The following is a 12,146-nucleotide window of genomic DNA, read 5'->3' on the forward strand; positions in this document are numbered from 1 at the left end:
AACCGCGGCCTGAAATCCACAAAGAGATCGTCTACGAAGCTTGACACAGCCCAGTGAGTGGTGGCGGGGACGGGTTAGGCACGTGCGAGGGCGGCGCGGCGACTGCGGGGTGTCTTCCAGCGGCGGAGGGTGAGTCGGTCGGCGCGAAGTTCGAGACCGGGATCGCCTGTGGTGCGTCCCATGGTCGCGAGGGCGTTCGCGAGATGGACGGCGCCGGCGCGGCGGGCGGCGGCATCGTCTGCGATGAGTTCGACCAGCAGTAGTGTGGCTCGTTTCAGGGCTCGTCCAGCTGGGAAGCGCTTGGGGAGGCAGAGGGCGTTGATCTCAGCGATCCGCACGGCCCACCCGTGGTGCTGGCGCAGATGAGCGCGCTCATGCTCGATCACCGCGCGAAGCTGCGGGCCGCTCAGCAGTTCCTTGAGGGCCGTGGAGAGGAAGATCTCCGGTGCCCCCGAAGGCACGGCGCATGCGGCAGGCTCCTCAGACTCGAACCAGACGAGGGTGACCCCGTCCGACTCCTCACGGGACACCGCGACAGGTGCGAGGCGTCCGACCGCTTCCCGCCAGGAATCGGCGAGGGGCTCCGCGGATGCGGAGACCAAGACGATCACCGCCGCGAATATTCCAAGGCTTAGCCAGCCCGCGATCGTCAAGAGCAATCCTTCGGCGGGGCCGTGCACTTCGACAGCCTCGACGCAGCACATCAGCGCAGTCGTGGCAGAGGCGACCGCGCATCCGATGCCGGCGAAGAGGGCGCTGAACCACAGCGTCAGTGCGGTGCGCGGATGGTGCACCTGCCACCTGCCGGCGGTCAGCACGAGCGGTGCGAACAGGAGCATCAGCGCTGCTGCAGCGAGGAAGGAGCCCGTGGCGATCACGTGATCACCTGCGCTTGCGCGAGGTCTTGCCGGTGATCGCGCTGCGGAGCAGGTCGAGGTCCTCCTCGGCGAGGTGCCCGGCGAACTGCAACAGTGCTGCCTGCCGGTCGCCGGCTCCGTCCAGGGCGCTCATCATGGACCGTCCGACATGCTCGTCGCCACTGCGCGCCGCATGGAAGCGGACCTTGCGTGGGGAGTCTCCTGATCGGACGACATCACCCTTCTTCTGCAACCGCTCCAGGGCCGTCATCAACGTCGTGTACGCCGGGATGTGACCGGTGAACACGGCCTGGATATCGCGGGCGCTCATAGGCTCGGCTGCCTCCCAGAGGATGCGCATGACCTCGCCTTCGAGTTCCCCGCGTTCACGCGTGCGCTCACCTGCCATATGACACCTCCACCGTTTAGCCTACCCAGAGTCGAATCCTCGTGACTTCGAAGAGTACGCTCGCAACTCTCACATCAACGCGCGCTGCTGCCGCTCCCTCGACACACCGCTGGCGAGACAGGCGGTCAGAGGTTCATCAGCCAGAGCATGGTCCCCATGCCCGCGGCCATCAGGGCGTGACACAGCGCGTGCATTCGATGCCCTCGGGCTGCGGCCGCGCGATACAGCCACCACAATGCGCTCACGGTGCAGGCGACGATGAAGGCCGCGTTGACGACGCCGGCCCATACGGGAGTCGCCATCAGCGCCATCTCATCACCGCCGCCGTGGTGTCCGGCGTGCGCGGACCCTCCGTCGCCGCCCATGTCCATCCCGGCCATCAGGAGCGGCATTGCTGCGAGCATCCAGATCATCGCCGCATTCAGCACGATGTGCCCGACCAGCTCCACGCGATGCGGGAACCCGTGGGCTCGGGTCAGCGCGGGCAGGAGCGCGAGGGCGAAGATCGCGAACAGAGCGATTTGCGCCCACGTCACCGCATCCAGCACCGCGACCCAGGTCATGAGGATCATCGCGGCGCTCATCACCGCATGGTTGATGTCGATCAGCTCCTCATCTTCCAAGCCCTCCGTGCGCGTGGGGCGGCCGATGCGCCGTGCGATGAGGTCGCCGAGGCAGATGAGGCCGGTGACAAGGAAGACGACGGTGAGGATGAGGTCCCAGGGCGATGCGATCACACCCCCACCTTACTACTACAATATGTAGAGATAATTTGCCGCTGCTCCGAGAGGCCTCCCGATGACCGCCGCCCAGACCGACACCGCAGGCATATCGCCCCGAACCGCGCCGTCACCGAAACGACGCAAGACGAACTGGTACGGCGCGTTCTGGCGCTGGCACTTCTACGGCTCGCTGATCGTCATCCCCGTGCTGTTCGTCCTCGCGGTGACCGGCATGACCTACATGTTCCGCGCGGAAGTGGATGCCTTCACCCACCCGGGAGTGCTCACGGTGACCGTGCTCGAGGCAGCGGAACGGCAGGAGCTGTCCGTGCAGGAAGACGCCGTCCGCGATGCGTTCCCGGACCGGCCGATCCTCTCCGTCGTCGACCAGACCGGCGACCGGGCGACTGTCTTCGTCACCGAACGTGCGGACGGGGTCAATGCGAACGTCTACGTCGACCCGTACACGGCGACGGTGACTGGGGAGTTGACGGCGGATCAGCTGATCTCCGATTGGGCCGAGCGCATCCACGGCGATCTGCTCATCGGCGAGGAGGGCATCGGTGACCGCATCGTCGAATTGGGCGGCAGCTGGGCGATCGTGCTCACCATCACCGGGTTCATCATCTTCTTCCTCGGACGCCGGCCCCGCAAAGCCGCTCAGGCGAAACGCGCCAAGGGTGCACGCATTCGCGGATGGCACGCGATCGTGGGCCTGCCCGTCGGGCTGGGCATCCTCATGCTCGTCGTCTCCGGCCTGCCCTGGACCGGCGTATGGGGTTCGGTCGCACAGCAGGTCGCCTCAGACAACGGCTCGTCCCTGTGGGGCGAGGACCCGGGGGCGGAATCCACGATCGACGAGCTCATCGAAAGCACCAGCGGCACCAACGCCGAAGCCGGCTGGGCCATCGGCAACGGACCGACCGGCACCAGCACGAGCACCGGCACGACACCGATCTCCATCGACGACGCCGTCGCCGCAGCCCGTTCCGAGGGAGTCCCCGAGCCGTACTCAATCATCTACCCCGACGGCGAGACAGGCGTGTTCAGCGTCATGTCGAGCCAGTGGAACGACAACGGCAACCCCGCCGAATCCGAGGTAAGCCTCGAACGCACCATCCACATCGACCAGTACAGCGGAGAGATCGTCGGAACCTACGGATACGACGACTACAGCATCACCGCGCAGGTCGTCTCACAGGGCATCGCCGTCCACGAAGGACGCCGCCTTGGGGTCATCAATACGATCCTGTCGACCCTGTTCTGCCTCGCCGTGATGTTCATGTGCGTGTCTGCGCCGATCATGTGGTGGACCAGACGCGGCACCGCATCCGGCATGGCCGCACCCCGCGCAAAGCTGCCGATCTGGGGGAACTGGCTGCTCGTCGTCGTGATGGTCGGCCTCGGGATCTTCCTGCCCCTGTTCGGCCTGTCCCTGCTCGTCATCCTTGCGCTCGACCAGCTGCTGATCCGCCGCATGCCCCGGATGAAGAAGTTCTTCGGCAGCGTCTGAGTTATGGAGAGGCGGCCGCGGACACTCGCGAGCAGTCCCCACGGTGCTGATACAGATACGGCGCGCCAGAGCGAGGACCTCATCGGTGCCCACGACGAGCAACCCGGGGCAGTTCTCTACTACCGCGCAACGGCGGGAAGTGAGACTGCGTGATGTCAATGACGGACGGTGCGTCTTCTGTTGAGCAGCCCTGTTGCGGCGGTGAGAGCACGAGCGCGTAACTCTTGACCGGTTGCGAGTGAGCCACGGTGGTCTACTTCGAACCTCCTCGCCAGCGCCTACGCACCCACGCGCCGACCTTTCGAAACCGGTATGTCACATCGGCCCACTCCTCGGCGAGAGAAGGTGATTCTTCCTCTTCCTGTCGTTGGGGAGCTCCCATTGCGATGAGAAAGATGATCACCAAGAGAGCAGTGGGCAACGCCAGTGCGCCCATCCACCATCCGATCTCCATGAGCATTCTGTCAGCTACTCGACCCGGCATCGATCACGTCATGACTCGTTCCATGAGGATCAACGCGAGGGGCGGTCTTCGTGATCGATGCCGGCGTGCTCCTTACCACGCTCGAAGCCGAGGAGTCGAAGCGCGTTGGCCACGACGATGAGTGTCGAGCCCTCATGGATGAGCACGACCGCGCCGATGTTCAGCCCGATGAAGGTGGCGATCACCAGGAGAACGACGATCGCGAGACTCGCGATGAGGTTCTGACGGATGATCCGGCTGGTCGCACGGCTCAGACGCACGGCGAACGGGACGCGTCCCAGGTCGTCGCTCATGAGAGCGATGTCACAGGTCTCCAGTGCGACGGTGGACCCGGCAGCTCCCATCGCGATGCCGATGTCTGCGCGGGCCATCGCGGGCGCGTCGTTCACGCCGTCGCCGACCATCGCGATGGGGCGATGTGTTTCGGCGAGGCGCGTGATGTGCGCCACCTTGTCCTCCGGCAGCAGCTCACCGATGGCGGTGTCGACGCCGACCTCGCGGCCGACGGCATCCGCGACGCGCTGGTTGTCGCCGGAGATCATCACGAGCTGGCCGACGTTCGCGCTTCGCAACACGCGGAGTACCTGCGCGGACTCGGCGCGAGAGGTGTCCATCACGCCGACGACCCCCAGGAACCGATCACCGCGCCGGACGATCATCAACGTCTGGCCGGAGTCGCGCGCCTCCGTGTAAGCGCTCTCGACTGACGAGGGAAGGGCGAGGCCCCGCTCGTCGAACATCCGCAGGTTGCCGACCTCGACGATCTCTCCGTCGACCGTGGCGCGTACACCGCGGCCGACGACGGCGTTGAGGTCCGACGCCTCAACACGCTCCGCCTCGGACACCTGATCCGCGAGGTCACGGACGATCGCTGCTGCGAGCGGGTGATCGCTGAGAGACTCCACGGCGACCAGGGTGGGGACGAGGAGGCTCCCGTCCACGCCGTCCACGGGAGTGACCGACGTCACCTGCGGGTTGCCCCAGGTGAGGGTGCCGGTCTTGTCGAAGGCCATCGCCCTGACGCGCCCCAGGGTCTCCAGCGGAGCGCCGCCCTTGACCAGCACGCCGGCGCGCGCCGCTCGGGCGACTCCCGCGAGAACGGCCGCCGGCGTCGCGATGGCCAGGGCGCACGGGCTCGCGGCCACGAGGACGGTCATCGCGAGGTAGAAGGCATCCGTGAACGGCTGCGAGAACACGGACATCGCGACCATCAGGGTGGCGGCCACGCCCAGGATCACCGCGGGCACGTACCACCGCTGGAAGCGGTTGATGAACTGCTGCGTCGGTGACGCAGCCTGGTCGGCCGTGCGGACCAGCTCGACGACCTTGCTCAGCGTCGAGTCCGCGGCCGTCGCCGACACCACGACCTCGAGCACCCCGGAGCCGTTCACCGTGCCGGCGAACACGCGATTCGAGGCCGGAAGGGTATCGACGGTGCGCATCGCCCGCTCGCAATCCGCGACCGGCTCCTTCTCGATGGGCATCGACTCACCGGTGACCGCAGACTGATCGACCGCCGAGATCCCGGCGATCACGAACCCGTCCGACGGGATCCTCGAGTTCGGGCGCACCACCACGACATCACCCACCACGATCTGCTCCACGGGAACCTCGACGGGATCGTCGTCTCCGCGGCGTATCAAGGCAGTCCGTGGCGCGAGCGCAGCCAGCGCTTCGATCGACTTGCTGGCGCGGCTCATCGCGTATTCCTCGAGAGCGTGGCCGAGGCTGAAGAGGAACAGCAGCACCGCGCCCTCCGCCCACTTCCCGATCAGCGCGGCGCCGATTGCGGCGACGATCATGAGGAAGTCGACCTCGAACTTGCCCCGCAGCGTCGACGAGACCGCCGTACGCACGGTGAAGAAACCTCCGAAGAAGTAGGTGGCGATGAACAGGACCAAGGGCAGACCCATGAGCGGCAAGCCGACCGCATACTCTGCGATCATCCCCGCGGCGTAGGTGATGCCCGCCACGATGGCGAACCACAGCTCCCATCGAGCGGAGCCGTGCGCGTGCTCCTCTATGACGGCGGTAGATTTCGGGGCAGACGAGGTAGCCATACCTCGACAATACATCACAAGAACATGATATTGTGATGTATGTGAATGATAATCGTGCTCATGAGAGAGGAACCCACCTATGAGCAGTTCGGTGGAACCAGCGTCCGCTCCGCTGTCAGCGGGCGATGCCGAGCGGCTAGCTGAGATCATGCGGGCGCTGGCATCACCAGTCCGGCTCCGCATCCTGACCGTGCTGCGCATCCACCCCAGCACGGTGACCGACCTCGGCATGCAGCTCGGCATCGGACAGACGACGCTCTCCAACCACCTACGGCTTCTCCGGAATCTCAGCGTGGTCCGCGGCGATCGTGACGGACGGCGCATTCACTATGCGCTGTTCGACGACCATGTCGCAGACCTCCTCGACGAAGCCATCGGACACCTCCGCCACCTTCCCGGCGACCGTTGACCGCTTGACATTAGCCGAACACGGCGCCCGGGCCATTGGGTGGGTGTGACTAATCCTCATTAGTCGGTCGCCATTGCTCGTCTTTTGAGGAATGGATCTCAGCCGAGTCCGCCTGTGATCACCACGCGGGTGACCGCGGGGTCGTGCAGCGCGTCGCAACCGGCGTCGATTTCATCCACAGCGACTTCCTTCGAGATCAGCTCGTCGAGTCGGAAGCGGCCCTGCAGGTACAGGTTTGCGTGAAGCGGGATGTCATGCTTGGGCGTTGTAGAGCCCATGTCGACGTCCCGGAAGCACTTTCCTGCGCCGATGAGGATCGGCACTGTAGCGGTGGGGTCCAGGATGCCGGTACAGCATAGGCCTTCACCCGGGCGAGCTATGTCCACGACCTCCTGGGTGACGGCGGGGATTCCGACGAGATCGAACGCGCCAACCGCACCGCGTCCAGTGATCCGCTGCACCTCGGCGACCGGATCGGTGATGGTCGAATTGATGGTGTGCGTGGCCCAGAATAGCTTGGCCTTCTCGAGCTTGTTGTCGGCCACATCGACGGCGATGAGCGTGGCTGCGCCGGCGACCACGGCTCCATCCATCGCGTTTAAGCGCACACTACCGACCGGCTCTTCGCTACCCAGCGCACAAGACATAGGTCTCCGACGCGGTGCCGCTCAGATGCCCTGACGAGTCACCACAGCTTCGCTCTGCTGCGGTCGCCCGATGACGGGGCGGGGCGCGCCCAGCCCTCGTACCCGCTCGCCGACGGCCTGCGCCACCTTCCTTGTACCGGCCACCGTGGCGTCCCGCACAACCCGGTGCAGTCTCTCCTGCCCGCGACTGAGCGCGTCCGCGACACGTTGGCTGCTGTGTCGCATCAGTTCCGATGCGGGCATCCACGTCAGCCGCGAACGATCCTTCACCTGAGCGGCGATGCGCTCCCGACGCGCCGCCAACGCCGGGTCCGACAAGCGAGCCAGCGCGTCCGAATCCATTTGCGCCGTCTCCACATGCTCCGGCCCCGCCGTTCGTTCCGACGCCACAGTCACTACCGAATCCCTGCCATCCTGCTTCAGCGGGATGTACCGCTCGTCGTCACCCGTGTTCATGATTCCTTCTCTTTCTCCACTGTGGTTTCGGGCCGCTTCGCGACTGATTTCAGCCACCGTCCGACGGTCGTCGGATGGACACCGAGCTCGAGCGCGATCTGTCGGTTCGACAGACCCCGCTTGCTCAATCGGATCGCCTCTTCAAGCCCGCCCGTATCCGCGGGCGCCCGGCTCGGCGTAGATGATGCCGTGTGCGTGTCTTCAGCTGTGACTGCTGTGCTCACTGTTCCGGACGCCAACGCACGAACCGGCGTACGCTCCAACCTCCCTTCCGGCACCAGGGTCGTGGCCGGGACGACATCGGCATCCTCACCGACGGTCGGCACGGCGCGGCGGTAGCGGCCCAGCTCCACGGTCAAGTGCGTTGCCGCAAGCAGTACGATCGGTGGCACCGATGCCACGAGTGCCGCCACTATGCCGGGCACGGTGTCGTCGGCGGCGACCAGCGCGTGCGTGATGTTCGCCGTGATCGACACCAGCGCCGCCCCGGCCAACAGCAGCCATGGATACCGGGTCGCCGCCCGCCCATACGGTGACAAGGCGACCACCGACATCGTCGCGATGACGATTACCCCGTCCACGATCAACGGCCATACCCACGCGAGCCCCACCGCGGTGCCCGCGCGGGACGCGAGGTCCGCGAGCGCGGTGAACGATAGCCAGAACGCGCCGACTCCCAGCAGCACCGTGCCGACGATCGACGCACCGACGACCCAGGCACCCATCCGACGCTGCGGCATACCCGTCACAGCGCCGGCACGGAGACGTCGACCGTCGCCGTCGTGCGCACCGGAGTCGCCGTACCCAACTCCACCGCCCGGGCCCGCGACGTCTCCCGTTCAGCGTCGGGGCCGGTGCGGTCAAGCCCAGGCGGGTACCCATCGCCGATGCCCGCATCCGGCAGCTTGTCGAGGATGTCCAGTGCCACGCGACGCACCCGCTCGCCGGTCTCGCGCACCACGTCTACCGGTTCCTTGTCCGCCACCGACTGCGCCCACGTCGCGACGTAGGGGATCGTGTAGTCGCTGGTGTCCATGCCGTGCGCCGCGCCGATCATCATCGCCACCGACTCCGCTTCCACCTCTCGGATGCCTCGATGATGGGTGACGGCCTCAGCCGGGTCGTGCATGCGGACGTGCCCGAGCTCGTGCGCCAGCGCTGCATCGTCCATGTCCGCGCGAACTGCGACAACCTTCGTGTCGTAAATCGTCACGCCATTCGCTCCCCAGATGGAAATCGCATCCACCGCGTCCTGCAACTCGAATCCCTCCGTCGCGACCTGGGCGGCGAGCCCCGCCCACAGCCCGGCCGGCGCCTCTCTCTCCAGCAGCCGCGGCATCGGCCGCTCCGGGATCTCCGACCCGCTGGTCTGCGTCACATCCCACACGTACGCAGGCTTCACGTTGACGATCTTCGAACGCACCACCTCGCCCGAGGCCGGCTTCTCCCGAGCTTGCAGTCTGCGCCACGACATCGGATCGGAGGGATCTTTTGACGCGAATCGCCCCATCACCGGGGCGTAGACCATGTACCCGGACTGGCCCTTGTCCACCGACCGGTCAAGTTGTTTCCACTGGTTGAACCCCGCCACGTACGTCGGCACCGGCGTCGACACTCGCCCCTGCTCGTATGCGTCAGCATGCTGAGCGTAGATCAGCAGCGTGTTCCGAAAACTCCGAGATCTGAACCGAGCAGCGAACTCGATCGCCCTCTTCCAATCCTCACCCGTCGTCAGCCCCGCAACCGCCGTCTCGAGCTTCTCCGCCATCTCGTCGAGCTTGGCTTCACGCGCCGCCTGCACCTCGGCCGGCGAACGTCTCATTCGGGCCACCCAGACCACCGCCTTCACGTCCACACCGACCACGCTTGGATCGGCTATTCGTGAGGACAGGTGCGCGCGTCACACCCCACAAGTCCGTACTGGTGGTGACCTCGGGAACCTGCTACTGTCCCGCGAGCAACCATCCCGGGTGCCCGCCACTCCCGAGCCGCCAGCCCCCTCCTGCTACTCTGCGTCGCTCATCCTGTTCGCCGTCGCGTGTCCAGATTCCTCCCGAGTTGCGGGCTGACGCTGCCGCCGCTTCTGCGCGGAAAGTCAGGCGGTCACCGCTGACGCGGTGGCAGCACTGGTTGGGCAATCCTGCGGATTGCCTTTCGGCTGCTTGATTGTGCGGGACCATTCCCTTCTGCGCAAGGCACGCAAAAATTCTCCCCGATAGTCGATCTCCTTCCCCTGGTGTGGGGGGAGGAGATTTTTTGACTCTTCGGCCTTGCGCATTCATTCCTGGCCCCTTTTCTCGGCATGTGCCGAAAGGCAATGGCAGGGAGGGAACAGCCACACCACCCGGTGTGACGGCCCTCCGGGATTCAGGAAAGGAACCGAAAGCCATGACCATCATCGACACCACCCCGACCCACGCCGCAGACCTCACCCCCGCCGAGGAGGCCATGCAGGGGCCGGAGGTTCGCCGGATCAGCCCGCACACCCTCGTCGTGGAGGACAACATCCGTTCACAGGTCGACCTCGACCGGGCGTTCGTCAACTCGATCAAGCTCCACGGCGTGATCGTGCCCATCCTCGCCCACCCCGACCAGAACGGGAACATCATCGTCCGCGACGGCCAGCGCCGCACCCTCGCCGCCCGCGAAGCCGACGCCGAGGACGTGCCCGTCTACGTCGTGGACGCCTCCGACGAGAAGCGCATCCGCATCATCCAGCAGTACATCACCAATGAACACCGCGCAGGACTCACCGACACCGACCGGGCCGAGGCCTGGCGGCAGTTGGCGCTGGACGGGATGAGCGTCACCGCGATCGCCAAGCAGACCGGCACCAAGCGCACCATCGTCAAGACCGGCCTCGCCGTCGCCGAAAGCGACATCGCCAAGACCGCCGTCACCCAGCACGCCCTCACCCTCGACCAGGCACTCATCCTCACCGAGTTCGAGGACGACCCCGAGACGCTGGCCGAACTCACCAGCATCGCCGCACACGACCCGGAATCGTTCGACCACTACGCCCAGCGACACCTGGACGACAAGGCCACCAAGGAGGAAATCGCGGCCCTGCGCGCCCAGTACGAAGCAGACGGATACACCGTCGTGGACTACCCGGCATGGGGCGACCAGGACGTGGCGTTCTTCCACGACCTCCTCACCGCCGACGGCGAGCGCGTCACCGAGGAAAACTACGCGGGCAAGGACGGGCACGCCGTCGCTATCGGGGAGCGGTGGGGGAGCATCGACATCGCGCACGTCGTCGTCAACTGGCGTGAGCACGGCCTCACCTCCATCCGGCACAACCAGCCCCCCACCCGATCCGGGGCGATGACCGAGGAGGAGAAGGCCGAACGCCGCCGCGTCGTCGCGAACAACAAGGCATGGGTCAGCGCGGAGAAGGTGCGCCGCGCATGGGTGACCAAGCTGCTCGGACGCAAGCGCCTGCCCTCCCAGGCACTCGCATTCGCGGCAACCGTGATCGCAGACAACCGTTACGAGGTGGCCCGCGCCGCAAACGACGGGCACGACATGGCCGCGACCCTCCTCAACCTCGACGGCCAGCGCCGCTACGGACAGCCGCACCCCATCGCCGCGATGACCCAGGCCACCCCGACCAAGGCCGGACACGCACTGCTCGCCGTCGCACTCGGCGCTCTGGAAGCGGCAACCGACAAGAACAGCTGGCGCAACCCCAACGAGTCCACCCGCCAGTACATCGACCAGCTCGCCGCATGGGGATACACCCTCTCCGACGTCGAAACCCTCATCACCGACCCCGACAGCGCCACCCGCGCCGAGGACACCCCCGACGACGAGACCCCCGTCGAGGAAACGGATGCCGAGGAGACGAGCGACGAGGAGCCGGAGGCCGACACCGGCGAGGAGAACGGCACGGACGACGTCGACGCCCCCGAGGCAAGCGACACGGACGAGGACGCCTCGACCGACGCCGGGGCCGAGGTCGCGGACGCGGCCTGACCTGCCGTCAACAACCACAGGGGCCGGTCATCGCATCGCCGGTGACCGGCCCCACCCCCTCTTTCCGTTTCACGACCTCACACGAGCAGACATCATGAGCACCAAGATTCTCGACCGCATCACCGCCGACCCCGACCAGCAGGAACGCTACGCACGCATCGCGCTGGCCTGCCTGACTACCCCCGGCGAACCGAACACGCCCGCCGTTCACCTCACCGGCACCAACGGCCCCGCCGTGGTCCAGCACACCCTCGACACCCTCCCGCCCGCCATCGCTGAGCGGACCGTCATCGACGCCCTCGACAGCGCCGCAGACGGCACACACCGGGTACTCATCCCCACCGACCCGGAATGGCCGGCAGGGCTCGACGACCTCGGCCCGGAACGACCCGTCGCCCTCTGGACATCCGGAGACCTCGACCTCCTCACCGACACCCCCGCTCGTGCCGTGACGATCACCGGAGCCAGAGCCGCCACGAGCTACGGCGACCACATCGCCGCCGAACTCGCCCACGACCTCACCCGAACCGGGCACAGCATCGTCACCGGAGGCGCGTTGGGGTGTGACACTTCTTGTAGACGGTCGTTACCAGGAAGGAACGACAGGCAGA

12 protein-coding genes are annotated in these 12,146 nt (G+C 66.3%); 4 read left to right on the forward strand and 8 right to left on the reverse strand.

Translation table 11 applies throughout. The features are described from left to right. Positions 1-74 precede the first annotated feature (74 nt). From ACODR5_RS13100 to ACODR5_RS13110, 3 genes are all read right to left on the reverse strand, one after another. Positions 75-878, reverse strand: a complete 804-nt coding sequence (locus ACODR5_RS13100) for a M56 family metallopeptidase (RefSeq protein WP_315900941.1) — start codon at positions 876-878, stop codon at positions 75-77. Positions 879-882: 4 nt separating this feature from the next. Beyond that, on the reverse strand, positions 883-1,266 hold the full coding sequence (locus ACODR5_RS13105; protein ID WP_179430628.1) for a BlaI/MecI/CopY family transcriptional regulator: 384 nt from the start codon (positions 1,264-1,266) through the stop codon (positions 883-885). Positions 1,267-1,391: 125 nt separating this feature from the next. Beyond that, positions 1,392-2,003, reverse strand: a complete 612-nt coding sequence (locus ACODR5_RS13110) for a DUF5134 domain-containing protein (RefSeq protein WP_179430626.1) — start codon at positions 2,001-2,003, stop codon at positions 1,392-1,394. A 61-nt stretch (positions 2,004-2,064) separates the two neighbouring features. Between ACODR5_RS13110 and ACODR5_RS13115 the strand changes: the two genes are divergently transcribed. Continuing rightward, entirely contained in the window at positions 2,065-3,501 is a 1,437-nt protein-coding gene (locus tag ACODR5_RS13115) for a PepSY-associated TM helix domain-containing protein (protein WP_488983882.1), read from the forward strand. Between the two features lie 513 nt (positions 3,502-4,014). On the opposite strand, the gene ACODR5_RS13120 is transcribed toward ACODR5_RS13115, so the two are convergent. Then, the gene (locus ACODR5_RS13120) at positions 4,015-6,045 is read right to left on the reverse strand and encodes a heavy metal translocating P-type ATPase (protein ID WP_206427093.1); all 2,031 of its coding nucleotides are present in this window, start codon (positions 6,043-6,045) and stop codon (positions 4,015-4,017) included. 79 nt (positions 6,046-6,124) lie between these two features. On the opposite strand from ACODR5_RS13120, the gene ACODR5_RS13125 reads away from it, so the two are divergent. Beyond that, complete coding sequence (locus ACODR5_RS13125) at positions 6,125-6,454, forward strand: ArsR/SmtB family transcription factor (RefSeq protein WP_124896099.1); 330 nt, start codon at positions 6,125-6,127, stop codon at positions 6,452-6,454. Positions 6,455-6,552: 98 nt separating this feature from the next. Here ACODR5_RS13125 and ACODR5_RS13130 read toward each other — a convergent pair whose 3' ends face one another. The 4 genes from ACODR5_RS13130 to ACODR5_RS13145 are packed head-to-tail and all read right to left on the reverse strand — an operon-like array spanning position 6,553 to position 9,412. After that, positions 6,553-7,101, reverse strand: a complete 549-nt coding sequence (locus ACODR5_RS13130) for a zinc-binding dehydrogenase (protein ID WP_124896098.1) — start codon at positions 7,099-7,101, stop codon at positions 6,553-6,555. Positions 7,102-7,122: 21 nt separating this feature from the next. After that, positions 7,123-7,557, reverse strand: a complete 435-nt coding sequence (locus tag ACODR5_RS13135) for a hypothetical protein (protein ID WP_124896097.1) — start codon at positions 7,555-7,557, stop codon at positions 7,123-7,125. Next, positions 7,554-8,282, reverse strand: a complete 729-nt coding sequence (locus ACODR5_RS13140; RefSeq protein ID WP_124896096.1) for a DUF2637 domain-containing protein — start codon at positions 8,280-8,282, stop codon at positions 7,554-7,556. The genes ACODR5_RS13135 and ACODR5_RS13140 overlap by 4 nt, the downstream gene beginning before the upstream one ends. A gap of 20 nt (positions 8,283-8,302) precedes the next feature. Continuing rightward, on the reverse strand, positions 8,303-9,412 hold the full coding sequence (locus tag ACODR5_RS13145; protein ID WP_488983883.1) for an ArdC-like ssDNA-binding domain-containing protein: 1,110 nt from the start codon (positions 9,410-9,412) through the stop codon (positions 8,303-8,305). A gap of 533 nt (positions 9,413-9,945) precedes the next feature. On the opposite strand from ACODR5_RS13145, the gene ACODR5_RS13150 reads away from it, so the two are divergent. Beyond that, on the forward strand, positions 9,946-11,535 hold the full coding sequence (locus tag ACODR5_RS13150; RefSeq protein WP_124896095.1) for a ParB/RepB/Spo0J family partition protein: 1,590 nt from the start codon (positions 9,946-9,948) through the stop codon (positions 11,533-11,535). 94 nt (positions 11,536-11,629) lie between these two features. Next, on the forward strand, positions 11,630-12,146 hold a 517-nt coding region (locus ACODR5_RS13155), incomplete at its 3' end, for a DNA-processing protein DprA (RefSeq protein WP_488983884.1).

Source organism: Microbacterium sp. FG3, from assembly GCF_057809335.1.